Consider the following 16,926-nt stretch of genomic DNA (forward strand, 5'->3'; position numbering starts at 1 on the left):
CGGTACGGTACGGGTCTTGCGGGCAGCGGCGAGCTCCGGGCACCGATTCTGCGCAGTGGGACCCCAGGGGGGCATCTCCGTGGTTGCTCATGTGCGGCGGCCCCCGTCCGCGCGGGGAGCGGTACGCGCCTCCTGGTTGCGGCCGAGGCGGCGGCCGGTGCTCAGCGCGGAGCGCAGCGCCGCCCAGGAGGTGAGTTCGACGAGCGCCCGGTCCCCGGGGTGGCGGGCGCGGAACGCGGCGACGTCCTGGTCGGTCACCTGGTACGGGGCGTACGCCACCAGCAGCGCGAGGGCGGTGGCGGGCCGGTCGGCGGCCGGCAGGCCCGCCACCGCGTCGGAGAACCAGGCACGGCTCGGCCCCCGCGGGTGGTCCCCCGTGTCCAGGCGCCCGTTCACCAGGGCGCGGACCGGCTCGGGGAGCCAGTGCACGGCGGCGTCCGTCGCGGCGGCGGCCCTGCCGAACGCGTCGGCGGCCGCCGGCGCGTCCTCCGCCCAGGAGAAGCCCTCCGGGGCCGGGGCGGCGGGCAGCAGGGGGAGCGACCGGCCGGGCGCCGGGCTCGCGGCACCGGCGGGGCGCATGGCCCGGGCGACCGTCCGCATCATCGGGCCGCGCACCGGCCCCGGGACGGCGGCGGGCATGGGCGACTCCGCGAGGAAGAGGGTCACCATGCGGTTGAGGTAGTGGAAGACGACGGCCACCGCGAGGAATTCGGCGCGCCGGTCCGGCGGCCAGGAGGCTGGCCAGGGCGGGGTCCCGGCGCCCGGGTCGGCGGCGGCGCGGGCCCAGGCGGTCAGCTCGGGGTCCTCGTCGGCGGCGCCGTCCAGGGTCTCGTACGTGGCCCGGTGGACGTCCACGCAGTACGGGCAGGCGTTGGCCCGGGACACCGCCGCGGCGACCCGTTCCCGCGCCGCCCGGTCGGTCGCGCCGTCCACGAGCAGGCCCTCCCGGAGCATCGTCCAGGCCGCCGCCAGCGCGGTCGGGGACGGCGAGTGCAGGGCGAGCGGGGGTGCCAGCACCCCGAAGTCCTCCACGGCCTGGGCGTAGACGGCGGCGACGTCGCCGCGCGCCTCGGACTGCCGTACGGCCGTGACGTACCGGATCTGTGTGCACGCGTGCCGGAGCATCGCTCCCACGATCTGTCTCATCTTCTCCGCGCCTCCCGCGAACCGTGCCGTGCCCGTCGCCGCCCGGCGGCCTCGTGGCCCGGCGGTCCGTTGGTCCCGGCGGTTTTCGGCGCAGGTTGTCAGCCGGCGGGCGGGGCGGGCACCTCCGCGGTTGCCGGTTCGCCCGGGGCCCGGTGGACCGGCAACCCCGAAGATGCCTGCCGGGGCGCGGGGTTGAACGCTGAGGGGGTGTCCTCGCCCCGGCCGGGCGAGGCGGAGAACGAGGAGGCGCCATGTCCCCTGTGCCTGTCGTCGAGCGGCGGCGACCGTCCCTTACGCCGGTGCTGCGGGCCCGGCTCCGAACCTCGGCGGCCCTGTCGGCGCGCAGCGGTGAGCCGGACCGGGCGGCGGTGGCCGAGCTGCGGGCTTCGGGGCTGCTGGCCCTGGCGGTGTCCGAGGCGTACGGCGGCGCGGGGGCGGGGCGGCCGAGGTGAACCGGATGGTGGAGGAGGTGGCGGTGGTCAATCCGTCGCTGGCCATCATCGCGTTCCAGCACTGCTCGGTCGCGGCGCGGATCGGTGAGTGGGGGTCGGCCGCGCAGAAGGCGCAGCTGCTGCCCCGGCTGGCGAACGGCACCTGGCTGGCCGCGTCCGCGTGGAGCGAGGGCGGCGGCCGGGGCGGGGCGGGCGGACCGCGCAGTACGGCGGTGCGCGAGGAGACGGGCGGCTGGGTGCTGCACGGGGCGAAGGCGTTCACCACGGGTGCGTGCCTGGCCGATCTGTATCTGGTGCAGGTGCGCGACGCGCGCCCGGCCGTGGAGCCGGTGCCGGGCGGGTCCCCGCGGCCGACGTTCTTCGTCGTCCCGGCGGCGGCCGAGGGCCTGGCCGCGGATCTGGGCCTGGACCTTGCCGGGATGCGCGGGTCCGCGACGGGGACGGTGTCCCTGACGGACTGCCGGGTGCGGGACGCGAACCGGCTGGGCGCGGTGGGCGCCGGGCAGGAGATCGTGGCCGGCGCGCACCGGTCGGGCGCCAGCCTGGGCGCGGTGGCGGTGGGCATCGCGCAGGCGGCGCTGGACGAGGTGACCGGGTACGCCCATCGGCACGGGCTGATGGGGCGGCAGTCGTTCCGCTACCGGCTCGCCGAGCTGACGACCCGTCTGGAGGCGTCCCGGGCCATGGTGGAGCGGGCGGGTGCGGGGACCGCTCCCCGCCCGGACCTGGCGACGCTGCACAGCAAGCTGTTCGCCTCGACGGCGGCGGAGGACATCTGTCTGGAGGCCGGCCGGCTCATGGGCTCGGCCGGTTACTCGTCGGAGAGCGCGATGGCGGGCCTGCTCGCGGACGCGCGCGGGGTGGCGCTGATGGGCCCGTCCAACGAGTTGTGCCACCGGCTGCTCGCCGTATCGCTCCTCGGCCGCGACCACGCTGTCGCGGAGGAGCCGGACGAGGAGCCGGAGGCGGCGGTGTTCAGAATCTGAGGACGACCTTGCCGGTGAAGCGGCCGGTCAGCTGGCCGACCGCCGCGTCGACGCCGTTCTCCAGGCCGTCGACCACGGTCTCCGGCACCACGATCCGGCCGGTGCGCACCCAGTGGGTGAACTCCTCCTCGAACTTGGGCATCAGCTCGGGGTGGTCGAAGGTGTAGAAGCCCTGGATGCTGAGGCGTTTGCCGACCACGGTGAGCATGTTGCGCGGGCCGGTCGGCACGCCGGACCTGACCTGTTCGGTCTGCCCGCACATCACGATGCGGCCGCGTGGCCGCAGGGCGTCGATGGCCGCTTCCAGGTGCTCTCCGCCCACGCTGTCGAAGTAGACGTCGAGTTCGCCCCCGATCTGCGGGGCGATCCCGTCGTGGTAGTCGAACGCGGCGTCGTAGCCGAGGGTCTCGACCGCGAAGCGCACCTTCTCGGGCGAGCCGACCGAGCCGATCACCCTGCCCGCGCCGCGCAGCCGGGCGATCTGCCCGGCGATGGAGCCCACCCCGCCGGCGGCGCTGGACACCAGCACGGTGTCGCCGGGTCTGATGCGGGCGAGCTCGACGCCGATGTAGGCGACGACCCCGAAGCTGAGGTGGTGGGAGAGCGACGGGTAGGCGTGCGGGTCCAGGCGGCGGAACTGCCGGCCGTCGCCGACCGCGTAGTCCCGCCACCCGTACCGGTGCCATACGAGGTCGCCGGCCGCCAGGCCCTCGTACCGCGACTCCACGACCTCGCCGACCGCGTCGCTCCACAGGGGCTCGCCGGTCTCGAAGTGGGGGATGTCCAGGGCGGACAGGTCGCTCATCCGCAGCAGCGCGCCGGGGTCGATGGACATGTAGAGGTTGCGCACCAGGACCTCGCCGTGGGCGGGGTCCCGGACGTCCACCTCGACCAGTTCGACGTCCCCGGGGTCCGGGACGCGCTGGGCCGGGCGGGAGACGAGGCGGACGAGCCGGCCGGTCCTCATGACAGGGCCCGCTCGCGGTCCGCCGCCGTGTCCGCGCTCCCACGCCTGCCGCGCGGGAGGAGCACCCGGCGCAGCACCGAGGGGCGCATCACGGCCGGCGGCGGGTCGACCAGCCCGGCCACGCGCAGGAACGCCTCGGTGACGGCCTCGTCGTGGACCGCCGCCGCGCGCAGCCTGGGCATGTAGGCGTTCACCAGCCGTACGGGCAGGCTCCGCCTGCCCCGCGTGCCGGGGAAGGCGAGGTCGCCGCCGGCCGCCAGTGCCCAGGGGGCGTCGTTGACGCGTGCCAGGTCGCGGAAGTAGGCGCGCGGGTCCGGGTCCCGGTCGCGGCCGGTGTGCCGGGCGAGCACCCGCGCACCGAGGGCGGCGACCGTCATCCCCTGGGCGTAGATGGGGTTGAAGGAGCAGACCGCGTCGCCGAGGACGAGCAGCCCCCGGGGGAACGCGCCGAGGGATTCGTAGCGGCGGCGCACGCTGGCCGGGTAGTGGAAGGAGACCGGGTCGCCCAGCGGGGTGGCGTCGCGCACCGCCTCGTGGATCGCCGGCACCGGGAGGGACGCGGCGAAGGCGAGGAAGCCGGGCAGGTCGGCGGGCGGGCGGTCGCCGTGGATCCCGTACAGCGAAAGCGAGTAGCGGTCCGCCAGCCGGGCCAGCGTCGCGCCCCGGGGGGAGCCGGGCGTGGCGACGCAGACCTCGGCGACCCCGTCGCCGACCGGGTCGGGGTCCAGGGGGCCCCGGAAGTCGCAGGTGGTGTAGGTGAGGTCGATCTTGACCTTGTCCTCGCGCACCGGGGGCAGGCCGAGCGCGGCCAGCCAGCCGGGGGTGCGGGAGCCGCGTCCGGTGGCGTCGACTACGAGGTCGGCGGGGACCTCGTACGCGCCCTCGGTGCCGTTCCGGGCGTGCAGGCGCACCCCGGTGACCCGGCCGTGCCCCGTCGTGCCGGCGAGCCCGGTGATGTCGGTGGCCTCGGCGAACCGGACGGCGTCCAGGGCGCGGACCCGGCGGCGCAGCCGCTGTTCCAGCATGGGCCGCGAGGGCGAGATGCAGGTGAGTCCGGTGGTGGTGCGCCGCATCATGCGGCCGTCGAAGTGCCAGCCGAGACTGGTGCCGAAGTCGCCGACGGGGACGCCGTCGGCGCGCAGTTCCTCGGTCAGCCCGGGGAACAGGCCCTCGATGACCTCGTGGCCGCTGGCGAGGAGACCGTGGACGTGGTGGCCCTGGGGTGCGGCCCGCCGGGGCGCCGCCGTGTCGGCCAGCTCGTCCCGGTCCACGACCAGGACGTCGTCGTAGGAGTCGGCGAGGACCCGGGCGGCCAGCAGGCCGGCGATGCCGCCGCCGAGGACGACGGCGCGCCGGCCGGGGGCGGTGGCTCCGGCCGTCATGCGCGGCCCCCCGTCGAGGCGGTGACCGGCTGCCGGGCGTCGACGGCCGCGGCGAAGTCGCGGAGGTCGGCGACGAAGTGCGCGGGCTGCTCCAGCGGGGCGAAGTGGCCGCCGCCGGGGTGCTCGCGCCACTGGACGATGTGCGGGTACTGCTGCTCGGCGAACGCCCGGACCGGGGGCGCCGGGTCGTCCGGGTAGACGGAGACGCCGAGGGGCGCGGTCATGGGCGGCGGGGCGGTCGCGGTGGGCGAGCCGGGCAGCTGGTCGGCCAGCTCGTAATAGGTCTGGGCGGACGAGCCGCCCGTGGCGGTGAGCCAGGTCAGGGTGAAGTTGGCGAGCAGGTCGTCCCGGTCGATGACCTCTTCGGGCCGCTCGGCGCAGCCGGACCACTCCTTGTACTTCTCGGCGATCCAGGCGAGCTGGCCGGCCGCGGAGTCGTCCAGGGAGTACGCCAGGGTCTGCGGCCGGGTCCCCTGGATCTTCATGTAGCCGGAGCCGTATTCGAAGAAGTCCCCGAGCCGGGCGAGGCGGCCCAGGTCCCGCTGGTCGAGCCCGGCGACGGCCTCGGGGCCCGGGGGCGGGGTCACCAGGAAGTTCACATGCACCCCGGCGACGTGCTCGGCGTCGAGGGAGCCGAGGGCGAGGCTCACCCAGGAGCCCAGGTCGCCGCCCTGGACGAGATAGCGGTCGTAGCCCAGCCTCCGCATGATCTCCGCCCACGCCCGCGCGATCCGGGGCACGCCCCAGCCGGGCTCGGCGGCCGGGCCGGACAGGCCGTGTCCGGGGAGGGTGGGCAGGACGAGGTGGAAGGCGCGGGACGGGTCGCCGCCGTGCGCCCGGGGGTCGGTGAGGGGGCCGATCACGTCCAGGTATTCCAGGACGGAACCGGGCCAGCCGTGGGTGATGAGCAGCGGGGTGGCGTCCGGCTCGGGCGAGCGGACGTGCAGGAGGTGGACGGGGGTGCCGTCGACCTCGGTGCGCAGCTGCGGGTGGGCGTTGAGCCGTTCCTCGACGGCGCGCCAGTCGAACGTGTCCAGCCAGTACTGGGTGAGCTCGCGCAGATAGCCGACGGGGACGCCGCGGCTCCAGCCGGCTCCGGGGATCTCGGCGGGCCAGCGGGTCTCCGCCAGACGCCTGCGCAGGTCGTCCAGTGCGGACGGGGGGAACTCGGTGCGGTACGGATGCATGTGGTCTTCCCGGTTCCTGGGGCTGTGGTGGGTTCCGTCGCGTGGAGCGGGGGCGCTGCCCCGGGCAGGGCCCAGGCAGGGCCTAGAGGTACGAGGTGTTGGGGTCGAGGCCGCAGAGCGCGCGTCCGTACAGTTCGGCGTTGGTGTCGGGGTGCATCAGCGCGTGCAGGTTGAGCGCCTGGACGTCGCGGCGGATGCGCTGGATGGGGTCCGTGCTGTAGAGGCCGCTGCCGCCGCTCGCCGTGGCCAGGGCCTCGACGGCGCCGGCCGCCTGACGGAACGTCCGGCCGAGCGCGGCGCGGGCGGCGATCCGCTCCGGCAGCGTCCACGGCTCGCGGGCCAGGCCCTTGCGGTCCAGGTCGCCGGCGATGCGGCGGGCGTGGAACTCGGCCTCGTCGGCCAGGTAGGCGGCCTCGGCGACGTGGAGGTGGGTCACCGGGGCCTCGCGCCGGCTCTCGTAGGCGGTGTACGTGATCTTCCGGCCGGGGAGCCGGTCGTGGAAGGTCTCGACGGCGGCGCGGGCCAGGCCGACCGCGGCACCGGCGAAGCAGGCGGAGCCGGTCGCCATCATCGGCGCGTTCCAGACCGGGGACGCCTGGTTCAGCTCGGTGGCGTACTGGCCCTGGAGGACCAGGGGGAGGGGCAGGACGCGCTCCATCGGCACCCGGACGTTGTCGGCGATGGTGGTGATGGACCCGGTGCCGCGCAGGCCGGAGGTGAACCAGTCGTCCTCCAGCTGGAGTTCGGCCGTCGGTACGAGGGCCATGACGGGCCAGACGCCGTCGCCGCCCGGGGCCGGGGCCATGGCGAGGACGACCTGCCACTGGCTGTGCAGGGCGCCGCTGACGAAGGCCCAGCGGCCGTCGATGATCATGTCGGAGCCGTCCGGGCGGGCCTGGGCGGAGGGGCTGAGCACCCCGCAGACGCGGACGTCCGGGTCGGCGAAGACCTCGTCCTGGACCTGGTCGGGGAAGAGCCCGGCGAGCCAGGCGCACATGGACCAGACGGCGGTGTTCCAGGCGGCCGCGCCGTCGCCGCGCGCGATCTCGCCGATGACGCTCTGGAGGGTCGCGAAGTCCGTCTCCTCGCCGGAGTAGCGCGCCGGGACGCGCATCCGCAGCGCCCCGGTCCCGACGAGCGCGTCGAGCGTGGCCTCGTGGATCCTGCGGTTGTCGTCGGTCCACCGCGCGTGCTCGCGCAGCGTCGGCAGGACCTTGCTGACGTTCTCCTGGAGGGGGTGGGCCACCGGCGCTGTCGCAGTCATGTGTGGTGCCTCTCGTCTCGGTCTTCGCGGAGGGACCGGGCGCTGCGGGACGTCGCGGCCCGCGCGTCTCCGGCGCCTGCCCGGGCGTGGATCAAGGCTGCTGCCCGTGCGGTGGGCGGCGCATCTTCCGTCGTGCGCAACGGGCCCGGGCGGTGCCGGGCGCGTCTTCCCGCGTGCTGCGGTCGCTCTTCCGCTGTGCCTGAACACCCGTTCAAGCGCGTCGGGCCCGCCGCGCGCGGTGGAGGCTGCCTCTCCGGGTTCCGCCGTCGGCCCCGGAGAGGAGCGCGGTCATGGCGTGGATGGAGTGCGTACGGGCCGTCCCCGGCGCCGCGTTTCGCGTGGTCTGCTTCCCGCATGCCGGGGGCACGGCCGCGTTCTTCCGGCACTGGGCCTCCCCCGGCGGACGGTTCGAGGTGTACGCGGTGCGCTACCCGGGCCGCGCGGAGCGGGCGGCCGAGCCGTGCGCCACGGAGGTCCGGGGCCTCGCGGCGGGCGTCGCGCCGGCCGTCGCGGCCCTGGCCGACCGGCCGGTGGCGCTGTTCGGGCACTCCATGGGCGCCTGGGCCGCGTTCGAGACGGCGCTGCTGCTGGAGCGGGACGGTGTTTCGCTCAGCCACCTCTTCGTCTCGGGCGCCTCGGCCCCGCCGGCGCGGCCGGCCCCCGCCGGGCTGGAGACGGCGTCCCCGGACGAGCTGGCGGCGACCCTGGTCCGGCTCGGGGGCACCGACCCCGCGCTGCTGGAGGACCCGGGGCTCCTCGACCGGTACTTCCCGTACATCCGGGCGGACCTGCTCATGGCGAGCCGGTACGCGGCAGACCCGGCGGACCGCGTCGGCTGTCCCGTCACCGGGGTCCTGGGTGACGCCGACCCGGTGACCGGCCCCGGACAGGCGGCCGGCTGGTCGCACCGCACCACCGGCGGGTTCCGCCAACTCACCTTCTCCGGCGGCCACTTCTACCTCGCGGACGACCCGCCCCTCGCGCTGGTCGACGCGGAACTGGCCGCCTCCCCGCTGACCCCTCTGTGACGTGACACTCCTCCGCGAAAGGGCACCACATGACGCACATCGCGCTCGACAACGACCTCCCCGGCATCACCGGCCTGATGGCCAACCGGCCGGACACCGCGGCCCCGCTGAACCATCTCGCCGAGACCCTGTTGCGGGCGCCCGCCTCGCTCCCCCAGGGCGAGCGGGAGCTGATCGCCGCGTACGTCTCCCACCTCAACCGGACCCCGTTCTGCGCCGGTTCGCACGCCGCCTTCGCCGCCGCGCAGCTGGTGGAGGGCCAGGCGCTGGTCGACGCGGTCCTCGCCGACCCGGCGACCGCGCCCATCGGCGACAAGCTGCGGGCGCTGCTCGCCGTGGCGGCCGAGGTGCAGGCGGCGGCCCGGGCGGTCTCCGCCGAGGCGGTGGCCGAGGCCCGGCGGGCGGGCGCGAGCGACGCGGACCTGCACGACACCGTGCTGATCGCGGCGTCCTTCTGCATGTTCAACCGGTACGTCAGCTGCCTGGACACCGCGCTGCCGGTGTCGGACGACTACTACCTGGAGTCCGCCCACCGGATCACGACCGTGGGCTACGGCCGCGCCGTGAGCGTCCCGGCCTGACCGGTGTGAGCGGCGGCTGAAGGAGGACCGCGGAGGCGGGTGGGGTACGGGAGGCTTCCCGTACCCCACCCGCCTCCGCCGTTCCCGGTCACCCGATGCTGTTCCAGGCCCGGTCGGGCTCCCGTACGGCCGCTTCGAGCAGGGCGGCGTAGGTACGGGCCCAGCCGGCGACGGTCTCCGGGTCCAGCTCCTCGGTGTTGAACTGGATGTGCCCGCCCAGCTCCCCGGTGGCCAGGGCGTGCACGGTCCACGCGACGCCGTGCGGAATCCAGGCGCCCTCCGGGGTCAGTCCGGCCGGCTTGGGCACCTCTTCCGTGCCGTCGGCGATCCGGGTGGCGTCCGGCTCGAAGGGCGGAGCGAAGGCGCCGAAGATGAGGTTGGTCTTCCTGGGCTCGTCGTTGGGCGACATCAGCTCGGGCAGCATGTCCTCGACGTGCTGGATGGGGACCGCGTTCGCATGGCCCTCGCGGCAGGTCCGGGCGGTGGCCGCCAGGACGTCGCGGAAGGTGTCGCAGCCGGCCAGGCCGGTGCGCAGGGCGAGGAAGTCCATCAGCGGGCCGACGATGCCCTGGTGGCGCGGGTCGGGGCGCACGGTGGTGAGCGTGTCGATGACCGGGTCGGTCGTGCCGTCGATCCGGTGGGCCAGCAGGTTGAACGCCGCCAGGTACACGGTGGAGACGGGGGTGTCCGCCTGTGCGGCCAGCTCCCGGGCGGCCGTCACGGTGGCGGCGTCGAGCAGGAAGTTGTGCGCGGAGTAGGGCGCGGAGTGGACGTGCGGGACCTCGCGGTCGGTGGGGACCGCGAAGACGCGGGCGCCGGCCAGTCGCGTACGCCAGTAGGCGCGGTCCTCCTCGGTGCGCGGCGCGTTCTCGCGGGCGTGCTCGTCGTGGGTGAAATCGGTGTACTGGACGGCCTCGGGCAGGGCGGCGGGCCGGTCCTCGGCGTGGGCGTGGATCAGCTCGGCCAGGTCCCGCAGGAGCACCTGCATCGACCACTCGTCGCCGGCGGTGTGGTGCGTGACGAGGCTCAGGACGGCGTCCTCGGCGTCGAAGCGGACCAGGCGGGCGCGGAGCAGCGGCACGGTGCGGGGGTCGAGGCTGCCGGTCTCGGCCTCGTTGCGGAGCCGTTCGGCGGCGGCGTCCCGGTCCGGTCCCGCCGCCACGGCGAGGTGGTCGACCAGGAGGGGGACGGGCCGGGCGGGCACGACCTCCTGGGTCGGGCTGTCCTTGTCGCGTTTGACGACGGTACGCAGGATGGTGTGCCGGACCACGAGCCGGTCCAGGGCCCACTGGAGACCGGCGGTGTCCAGCGGACCGGTGATCCGCCAGCTGCCCGCCATGGTGAACCGGTGGCTGAAGAATCCGGCCTCGTCGCCCTCGTCCCCCGAGTTCCACAGCACCTGGGGCGCGGAGAGGGCTTCGGGCTGCTGGTCGGACGCCTGCTGGGTGAGCGTGGTCATCGTCTTCCTCTTTCGGGGATCGGAGTCGAGGGCCGGGTGCCCGGGGCACGTCGTCGCGGTGGGCGCCGCAGGTGCGGACGAGGAGGTCGACGGCGTCCAGGGCGTCCGGTTCGACCAGAGGGTAGGGGCACACCGTCCACGGGCGGCCCGCGAAGAGGCCGGCGGACGGTCCGGCCGGCCGGGCGGCGAGCCGGGGGCGGCCGGGGACGTAACCCCGCAGGTCGCAGCCGCGCAGACGGGCTTCGTCCCAGATGCCGTGGTTCCCGGCGGTGAGGTCGGTGTAGGCGCGGCCGAGACCGGTGGTCTGCGCCTCGTACAGGGTGTCGATCACGGCGGCGGTCGGGGTGGCGACGACGACCAGGCCGGCCGGGGGGCTGTCGGGCGCCAGCTCGGTGCCCGCGCCCCGGAACACGGCCCGGGCGAGGGCGTGCGGGTCCCGGTCGGCGAGTGCGACGCTGCGGCCGGCCCGGGTCAGCGCCAGGGCGAGGGAGGTGCCGAGCGTCCCGCAGCCGATCACGGTGACGTCGTGCGGGGCCGGTGAGGTCATGGCGGTCGCCGGGGGATCCGTCGCGGTGCCGGGTCAGTGGCTGTGGGCCGCGAACTGCCCCGGCCGGCGGCCCTCACCGGCCGGGCCCCGGTACGCCTGGGCCAGGCCCAGCCACTCGGTCGCGCGGTCGCCGCTCGCGGTCAGCGCGAGGTCGTCGGGGTGGCGGCGGCGGGTGACCAGCAGGCAGAAGTCGTGGGCGGGGCCGGTGATGGTCTCCTCGGCGTCGGCCGGGCCGATGCTCCAGTGCTCCCCGGAGGGGGCGGTCAGCTCGAACCGGAACGGCTCGGCGGGCGGCGTCAGGCCGCGCGAGAGGTAGCCGAAGTCACGGGTCAGCCAGGCGAATTCGGCCAGGTGGCGGAGCCGGTCGCTGGGCTCGCGGCGCACGCCGAGGGCGTCGGCGATGTCCTGGCCGTGCCCGAAGACCTCCATGATCCCGGCGCAGGTGAGGATCCTCGGGGGCAGCGGATTGACGAGCCAGGGGACGATGGAGTCCTCCGGCACGGCGGCCAGGGCCCGCACGCACGCCTCGCTCTCGGCGGTGAAGGCGGCGAGCAGTTGGGCCGGGGTGAGGTGGTCGAAGCCGCGGAGCGCCGCGTTGACCGCGCCGTTGAAGTCACCGGCCGCGCCGGCGGCGATCTTCTCGAAGGTCTTCGGGTCGGCGGCGGCGGTCCTGGCCAGCTGGAAGATGAAGGTCAGGTGGGCGATCTGGTCGGCGATCGTCCAGCCGGTGGCGGGGGTGGGCGTCCGCCAGGCGGCGTCGTCCAGGTGCTCCACGAGGCGGATGGTCTCCTCGGCGTCGATCGAGAGGTCCTTGAGGGTGTCCTGCAGCGTGGCCATGGGGTGTCTCCTGGGGTGGGTTGTGTGATGGGTTGTGTGAAGCAACTCGGTGGGGTTGCGTGAAGCAACCCACTGGGCGTGCGTGGGCCGTACGGGGGCGGGGCGTCAGGCGGCCAGCGCGGCGCCGGCGTACGGCGCGAGGGCCTGGACCAGGGAGTCCGGGACGAGCGAGGGGACGGTCGCGGTGTTGGGGCCGCGCATGCAGGCGATCCGCTGGCGGCCGCGGGCCACCAGGGTCTCGCCGCCGTCCTCGGCGAGCCGCACGTAGTCGAAGGTGAACTCCAGCTGGGTCTGCCCGAGTTCCGCCAGGCGCATCCGGATGGACAGCTCGTCGAAGGCGGTGATCTCCGCGAAGAACTCGCAGTCGACCTTGAGGGTGAAGAGCTTCAGGTCGTCCTGGACCTCGGCCAGGACGGCCGGCGCCTCCTGCTTCAGGAACATCTCACGGCACCGTCCCTGCCAGCGCAGGTAGTTCACGTAGTACACGTTGCCGACCAGGTTGGTCTCCTCGAAGCCGACGGTGTGCTGGTACTCGAAGTAGGCGCTCATGGTCTTCCCTCTTCCTGCTCGTGCGTGGCGTTCGGTGCGGTGGGGCCGGTTTCGTGAAGCAACCTGCTGGCGATGAGTGGCCGCCCGGGCCCCTGGCCCGGGCGGGGGTGCGCGGCTATCCGGCGACGGGCGCGGGTACGGACGGCGACGGGATGACGGTCAGGGTCCTGGACCGGCTGTCGCGGACGGCGGCGGGGAGCGTGCCCCGGTAGGTGACGCGGACGCCCTTGTCCTGGGCGGCGCGCACGATGCCCGGGACCGCTCGTTCGGCGATGGCCGCGATGGTCATGGCGGGGTTCACCGTCAGCGCGCCGGGGACGGCCGAGCCGTCGGTGACGAAGATGCCGGGGTGGCCGCGGAGTTCGTTGCGGTCGTCGAGCGCGGAGGTGTGCGGGTCGTCCCCCATCCGGCAGGAGGCCAGGGGGTGCACCGTATAGGCGCCGACCAGGTCGTTGGTCCAGGGCATGACCTGGGACAGGCCGTCCTTCTCAAGGATCTCCTTGACCTCGGCGTCCGACTTCGCCCACGCCTCGACGGTGCTGGTGGTGGGGGCGTAACGGAGGTTGCCGCGGCCCAGCATCTGCTGGGAGATGCGGTGGGCGTTCCCGGTGGCGGGCGGCGGACCGAAGACGCCTTCGTTGTTGTCCTCGATCATGGTGAAGATGGTCAGCCAGGACTGCCAGCGCTTGAGGATCTCCTTCTTGGCCTTTCCGAACCAGGAGGGGGCGGCCTCTCCCGGCACCTGGGCGAGGATCGTGCCGAGGCCGGGCGGGAAGTAGAGCTGTTCCAGCGAGTAGCGGGAGAACTCGGGGAGCGATCCGTCGAGCCGGTCCCAGTTGGCGACGGTGGGGCCCTTGCCGATCTGGTTGACGGCGTACGCGGTGCCGTCGCCCCGGTCGAGCTTCAGCAGCTCGGCGGCCTTCTCCTCGTCGATGATCGCCGTGTTGAGGCGTTCCCCGTTGCCGGAGAAGTAGCGCCCCACCGCGTGCGGCATGGTGCCGAGGTCGCCCTCGCTGCGCTGGAGGATGACGGGCGTGGCTCCCGCGCCGGCGGCCAGGATGACGATCTTCGCCTCGATGACGCCGCTTCCGGTGCGGACCCGGTAGTCCTCGGCGTCGATGACGTCGTAGTGGACCCGGTAGTCGCCCTCGGGGGTCCGGGTGATGCGCTGGACCTCGTGGAGTGGCCGGATCACGGCGCCGTGGGAGACGGCGGCGGGCAGGTAGTTGAGGAGGAGGGACTGCTTCGCCTCGTAGCGGCAGCCGGCCATCATCCAGTTGCAGTTGGTGCACCGGGAGCTGTCCACGGCGGTCGGCAGCGGGTTGGCGGTGCGGCCGGAGTGGTCGCACGCGGCCGCCCACAGTCCGCCGGCGTAGCTGACGTCGTCCCAGTCCTGCCGGGTGACGGACAGCGCCTGGGCGACGCGGTCGTACCAGGGGTCGAGGGTGTCGCGGTCGATGGCCTTCGGCCACATGCGGCGGCCGATGCTGCCCTTGCGCTCGAAGACGAAGCGGGGGGCGCGGGGCATCGCGGCGAAGTAGACGACGCTGCCGCCGCCGACGCAGTTGCCGCCGAGGACGCTCATGCCGTCGCCGACGACGAAGTCGAAGGCCCGGGTGTACGAGGAGCCGAGCTTGTAGTCGTGCTCGAAGTCCTCGCTGGTCAGCCAGGGTCCGCGTTCCAGTACGGTGACGGAGGCCCCGCCGGCCGCAAGGTGGTAGGCGGTGATGGCGCCTCCGAAGCCGCTGCCGATCACCAGGACGTCGGTGCTTTCCGCGGGGTTCGTCATGCCGGGCTCCCGGAGGGTGTGGTGTCGGGGTGCAGGCGGGCCAGCGGGCGTCCGTAACCGGGCTTCGTGAAGCGCCAGAAGCCGTCCGCGCCGGGCGGGGTGATGCCGAGGGCGGCCAGACCGGGGTGGTCGGCGGCCAGGGCCTCCGCCGTGTGCAGGTGGGCGGCCGAGTCGAAGGACATGTTGGAGAAGAGGGCCAGCAGGATCCAGAACTCGCGCTCCGGGTGGCCGGTGGCCGTCAGCCGCTTGACCAGTTCGGTGCGGTGCTCGAAGTCGAGGGCCACGAAGGGCGGGACCGTCGCGTCGAGCTCCAGGCCGTGCTGCCCGGCGTAGCCACGGGCGTGCTCGTCCAGGAGTTCCGCGAGGCCGTCCACGCCCTCCGACATTCCGGTGGCGTCCCAGCGCAGGAGGTCCAGCGCGCCGGCCGCGACGGCTCCGCCGCCGGTGGCCGCTCCGGCGACGGCACGGTCCTCCGGACCGCGCTTTTCACCGGGGATTATGGTGTCCGCGAATGCTTCCAGGGTCAGTTGCGCGCTGTCGGCCGCCTGCCGGCCCGTCCCGTCGGTCATCAACTCTCCCTCTTCGGACAATCGGAATGTCGTGCGGCATGCCGAGGAAGCTATGCGAGGGGCGCGAGTTCAAGCAACGGGTGAGTCTGTTCAAGAAACGACCGAGTTCCACGAAGCAACTAACCGAAGTCTCCGCGGGGCCGCTCCGAGCCACCCAATAAAACCAGCCAGCCGGTAGAGTTCGAATCGCTCTTCGAACAGCGGAACCGGATCGTGCGCGCGTTGGAAATCGTTCCACCTCTCTACGTCGGGAACAGTTCACCCCCACTTCCAGGAGCACCCATGAGCGGTTCTGCCGAGGAACAGACGGAGCTACCCGCCCATTTCACGCAGCCGGTGCGCATCTGCGATCTGACTCCGGGCCGCTCACCGCGTCTGGACGGGATCGACGAGGCGCACGCCCGGCGGCTCGCCGAGGTGTACGACTCGCTGCCGCCGGTCCTGGTGCAGCGTCCGACGATGCGGGTCATCGACGGGATGCACCGGCTGCGGGCCGCCGAAATCCTCGGGCACGAGGTGCTGCGGGCGCAGTTCTTCGACGGCGCCGACGAGGAGGCGTTCATCCAGTCCGTCGCCCGGAACATCGCGCACGGACTGCCGCTCTCGACCGCCGACCGGAAGGCCGCGGCGGAACGGATCCTGCGCTCGTTCCCGGCCATGTCGGACCGGAGCATCGGCATCTACACCGGGCTCGACGCGAAGACGGTGGCCGGGGTCCGGCACCGTTCAACCGCGGATTCTCCGCAGCTGAACATGCGTGTCGGGCGCGACGGAAAGGCCCATCCGCTGGACCGCACCACCGAGCGCCGGCAGGCCGCCGAACTCATCGCGCTGCGGCCGGGCCTGACCCTGCGCATGGTGGCCCAGCGCACCGGACTCTCCCTGGGCACCGCCCACGACGTACGGCAGCGGCTGCTGCGCGGTGAGGACCCGGCGCCCCAGCCGGGTCCCCGCTCCGCGACGCGCCCGGCGGCCCGCGAGCCGGAGGGCCCGCGGCGTGCGGCGCCCGTCCGCCGCGCCCCGTCCGGCGGGGGCCGCACCGTGACGACCCGGGACGCTCTGGACATCCTGCGGAGCCTGGCCGGTGACCCGGCGCTGCGGCAGACGGATTCCGGGCGCGACTTCGTCCGGTGGCTGCACGCCCATTTCCTCACCGACGAGGCATGGCGGCGCCAGACTCCGGCCATCCCGGCGCACAGCCGGCAGGCGATCGCCGATGTGGCGATGAAGTGCTCGGATTCATGGCGACGATTCGCGAATGAAATGAATACCGGCCGCTGAACATGCGGATCGCGACCCGATCGACGTTAGGCAGAAGGGATCTCTTGTGACTTCCCCATCGGTCAACCAGGCGATTCTTCGCGTGGTCGAGGAAATGCACGAACATCTCGATCAGGAACTCACGATCGACGACATGGCGCGCGTCGCCATGTTCAGCAAGTTCCATTTCACCCGGATCTTCCGGCACACCACGGGAACGTCACCGCGGCGGTTCCTCTCCGCGCTCCGGATTCAGGAGGCGAAGCGCCTTCTCGTCTCCACGGACATGAGCGTCGCGGATGTGAGCAGCCGGGTCGGCTACAGCAGCGTCGGGACGTTCAGCACGCGCTTCAAGACGTGTGTGGGGGTGTCGCCGAGCATGTACCGGGAGAGCGGCGGCGATGTGTCGGCGCTCGGCCCGGTCCCGGTCCGCACCGGTGACGACGGCCCCGCGCCGCTCGCCATCCGGGGACGGGTGGTGCTGCCCGGCGACCGGCCCCTGGGCCAGGTCTTCATCGGGCTGTTCCCCAGCGCGATCCTTCAGGGCCGGCCCGTCCGGCACACCGTCATGGACGGCCCCGGCCCCTTCCAGCTGCACGACGTGCCGCCCGGCACCTGGCACGTCCTGGCCTACTCCGTCCCGTACGGCACCCCGCTCCCGGCCGGCCGGGGCGGGTACGCGCCGGACACCCTCAGCGTCGGCCGGTACGGGCCGGTCACCGTGCAGCCCGGGGTCGCCGTGCTGCCCGCCGACATCGTGCTGCGCCCGGCCGATCCGCTGGACCCGCCCATCCTCGTCGCCCTGTCGGGCCGGGACCTCCACGCCCCGGCCGCCGCCTGAGAAGCCCCGGGGGCAAGGGGCGCGCGAAGGGGCCGGCGGTGCGAGGGGGATTCGCACCGCCGGCCCCTTCGTGCGCCGCGGT

At 73.9% G+C, this 16,926-nt stretch carries 16 protein-coding genes and 1 pseudogene; 6 read left to right on the forward strand and 11 right to left on the reverse strand.

Annotation, left to right across the window (positions count from 1 at the left end; genetic code table 11):
* Positions 1 to 87: 87 nt before the first annotated feature.
* On the reverse strand, positions 88 to 1,146 hold the full coding sequence (locus tag NEH16_RS31815; RefSeq protein ID WP_265546583.1) for a carboxymuconolactone decarboxylase family protein: 1,059 nt from the start codon (positions 1,144 to 1,146) through the stop codon (positions 88 to 90).
* Positions 1,147 to 1,397: 251 nt separating this feature from the next.
* On the opposite strand from NEH16_RS31815, the gene NEH16_RS31820 reads away from it, so the two are divergent.
* A complete protein-coding gene (locus NEH16_RS31820) occupies positions 1,398 to 1,598 on the forward strand; it encodes a hypothetical protein (protein WP_265546584.1) in 201 nt (66 codons plus the stop codon).
* A 5-nt stretch (positions 1,599 to 1,603) separates the two neighbouring features.
* A complete protein-coding gene (locus tag NEH16_RS31825; protein ID WP_265546585.1) occupies positions 1,604 to 2,584 on the forward strand; it encodes an acyl-CoA dehydrogenase family protein in 981 nt (326 codons plus the stop codon).
* On the opposite strand, the gene NEH16_RS31830 is transcribed toward NEH16_RS31825, so the two are convergent.
* From NEH16_RS31830 to NEH16_RS31845, 4 genes are all read right to left on the reverse strand, one after another.
* Positions 2,574 to 3,551 (reverse strand): NADP-dependent oxidoreductase, encoded by a 978-nt coding sequence (locus NEH16_RS31830; protein ID WP_265546586.1) that lies wholly within the window; start codon positions 3,549 to 3,551, stop codon positions 2,574 to 2,576. The genes NEH16_RS31825 and NEH16_RS31830 overlap by 11 nt on opposite strands.
* Positions 3,548 to 4,933: an FAD-dependent oxidoreductase gene (locus NEH16_RS31835; RefSeq protein WP_265546587.1), complete on the reverse strand. Its 1,386-nt coding sequence runs from the start codon at positions 4,931 to 4,933 to the stop codon at positions 3,548 to 3,550. The genes NEH16_RS31830 and NEH16_RS31835 overlap by 4 nt, the downstream gene beginning before the upstream one ends.
* On the reverse strand, positions 4,930 to 6,120 hold the full coding sequence (locus NEH16_RS31840) for an epoxide hydrolase family protein (RefSeq protein WP_265546588.1): 1,191 nt from the start codon (positions 6,118 to 6,120) through the stop codon (positions 4,930 to 4,932). Before NEH16_RS31840 ends, NEH16_RS31835 begins: the two co-directional genes overlap by 4 nt.
* An 82-nt stretch (positions 6,121 to 6,202) precedes the next feature.
* Complete coding sequence (locus NEH16_RS31845; protein WP_265546590.1) at positions 6,203 to 7,384, reverse strand: acyl-CoA dehydrogenase; 1,182 nt, start codon at positions 7,382 to 7,384, stop codon at positions 6,203 to 6,205.
* A 290-nt stretch (positions 7,385 to 7,674) separates the two neighbouring features.
* Here NEH16_RS31845 and NEH16_RS31850 point away from each other — a divergent pair, with 290 nt between their 5' ends.
* Positions 7,675 to 8,412 (forward strand): thioesterase II family protein, encoded by a 738-nt coding sequence (locus NEH16_RS31850; RefSeq protein ID WP_265546591.1) that lies wholly within the window; start codon positions 7,675 to 7,677, stop codon positions 8,410 to 8,412.
* A 29-nt stretch (positions 8,413 to 8,441) separates the two neighbouring features.
* Positions 8,442 to 8,993 (forward strand): carboxymuconolactone decarboxylase family protein, encoded by a 552-nt coding sequence (locus NEH16_RS31855; RefSeq protein WP_265546592.1) that lies wholly within the window; start codon positions 8,442 to 8,444, stop codon positions 8,991 to 8,993.
* A gap of 88 nt (positions 8,994 to 9,081) precedes the next feature.
* Here NEH16_RS31855 and NEH16_RS31860 read toward each other — a convergent pair whose 3' ends face one another.
* The 6 genes and pseudogenes from NEH16_RS31860 to NEH16_RS31885 form a co-directional block, all read right to left on the reverse strand.
* Positions 9,082 to 10,452 (reverse strand): condensation domain-containing protein, encoded by a 1,371-nt coding sequence (locus NEH16_RS31860; protein WP_265546593.1) that lies wholly within the window; start codon positions 10,450 to 10,452, stop codon positions 9,082 to 9,084.
* Positions 10,453 to 10,522: 70 nt separating this feature from the next.
* A pseudogene (locus NEH16_RS31865) lies at positions 10,523 to 10,999 on the reverse strand (prephenate dehydrogenase/arogenate dehydrogenase family protein); the annotation flags it as partial.
* 33 nt (positions 11,000 to 11,032) lie between these two features.
* Positions 11,033 to 11,836, reverse strand: a complete 804-nt coding sequence (locus tag NEH16_RS31870; protein WP_265546594.1) for a TIGR03084 family metal-binding protein — start codon at positions 11,834 to 11,836, stop codon at positions 11,033 to 11,035.
* A gap of 105 nt (positions 11,837 to 11,941) precedes the next feature.
* Entirely contained in the window at positions 11,942 to 12,385 is a 444-nt protein-coding gene (locus NEH16_RS31875) for an acyl-CoA thioesterase (protein WP_073969466.1), read from the reverse strand.
* Between the two features lie 115 nt (positions 12,386 to 12,500).
* Positions 12,501 to 14,174, reverse strand: a complete 1,674-nt coding sequence (locus NEH16_RS31880) for an FAD-dependent oxidoreductase (RefSeq protein WP_265546596.1) — start codon at positions 14,172 to 14,174, stop codon at positions 12,501 to 12,503.
* A complete protein-coding gene (locus NEH16_RS31885) occupies positions 14,171 to 14,743 on the reverse strand; it encodes a DUF5987 family protein (protein ID WP_073969467.1) in 573 nt (190 codons plus the stop codon). The genes NEH16_RS31880 and NEH16_RS31885 overlap by 4 nt, the downstream gene beginning before the upstream one ends.
* Positions 14,744 to 15,025: 282 nt before the next feature.
* Here NEH16_RS31885 and NEH16_RS31890 point away from each other — a divergent pair, with 282 nt between their 5' ends.
* Positions 15,026 to 16,024: a ParB/RepB/Spo0J family partition protein gene (locus NEH16_RS31890; protein WP_265546599.1), complete on the forward strand. Its 999-nt coding sequence runs from the start codon at positions 15,026 to 15,028 to the stop codon at positions 16,022 to 16,024.
* A gap of 94 nt (positions 16,025 to 16,118) precedes the next feature.
* Positions 16,119 to 16,844 carry a helix-turn-helix transcriptional regulator gene (locus NEH16_RS31895; RefSeq protein ID WP_276103277.1) on the forward strand — a complete coding sequence of 242 codons (726 nt, stop codon included), beginning with the start codon at positions 16,119 to 16,121 and terminating at the stop codon, positions 16,842 to 16,844.
* Positions 16,845 to 16,926: the final 82 nt, after the last annotated feature.

Origin of the sequence: Streptomyces drozdowiczii (genome assembly GCF_026167665.1) — a bacterium.
Lineage (GTDB): Bacteria > Actinomycetota > Actinomycetes > Streptomycetales > Streptomycetaceae > Streptomyces > Streptomyces drozdowiczii_A.

Coding starts and splice junctions, on each gene's coding strand:
- NEH16_RS31845 (WP_265546590.1), bottom strand. CDS start 7,384: ATGACTGCGACAGCGCCGGTGGCCCACCCCCTCCAGGAGAACGTCAGC.
- NEH16_RS31850 (WP_265546591.1), top strand. CDS start 7,675: ATGGCGTGGATGGAGTGCGTACGGGCCGTCCCCGGCGCCGCGTTTCGC.
- NEH16_RS31875 (WP_073969466.1), bottom strand. CDS start 12,385: ATGAGCGCCTACTTCGAGTACCAGCACACCGTCGGCTTCGAGGAGACC.
- NEH16_RS31835 (WP_265546587.1), bottom strand. CDS start 4,933: ATGACGGCCGGAGCCACCGCCCCCGGCCGGCGCGCCGTCGTCCTCGGC.
- NEH16_RS31895 (WP_276103277.1), top strand. CDS start 16,119: ATGCACGAACATCTCGATCAGGAACTCACGATCGACGACATGGCGCGC.
- NEH16_RS31840 (WP_265546588.1), bottom strand. CDS start 6,120: ATGCATCCGTACCGCACCGAGTTCCCCCCGTCCGCACTGGACGACCTG.
- NEH16_RS31830 (WP_265546586.1), bottom strand. CDS start 3,551: ATGAGGACCGGCCGGCTCGTCCGCCTCGTCTCCCGCCCGGCCCAGCGC.
- NEH16_RS31820 (WP_265546584.1), top strand. CDS start 1,398: ATGTCCCCTGTGCCTGTCGTCGAGCGGCGGCGACCGTCCCTTACGCCG.
- NEH16_RS31880 (WP_265546596.1), bottom strand. CDS start 14,174: ATGACGAACCCCGCGGAAAGCACCGACGTCCTGGTGATCGGCAGCGGC.
- NEH16_RS31885 (WP_073969467.1), bottom strand. CDS start 14,743: ATGACCGACGGGACGGGCCGGCAGGCGGCCGACAGCGCGCAACTGACC.
- NEH16_RS31870 (WP_265546594.1), bottom strand. CDS start 11,836: ATGGCCACGCTGCAGGACACCCTCAAGGACCTCTCGATCGACGCCGAG.
- NEH16_RS31815 (WP_265546583.1), bottom strand. CDS start 1,146: ATGAGACAGATCGTGGGAGCGATGCTCCGGCACGCGTGCACACAGATC.
- NEH16_RS31890 (WP_265546599.1), top strand. CDS start 15,026: ATGAGCGGTTCTGCCGAGGAACAGACGGAGCTACCCGCCCATTTCACG.
- NEH16_RS31860 (WP_265546593.1), bottom strand. CDS start 10,452: ATGACCACGCTCACCCAGCAGGCGTCCGACCAGCAGCCCGAAGCCCTC.
- NEH16_RS31855 (WP_265546592.1), top strand. CDS start 8,442: ATGACGCACATCGCGCTCGACAACGACCTCCCCGGCATCACCGGCCTG.
- NEH16_RS31825 (WP_265546585.1), top strand. CDS start 1,604: ATGGTGGAGGAGGTGGCGGTGGTCAATCCGTCGCTGGCCATCATCGCG.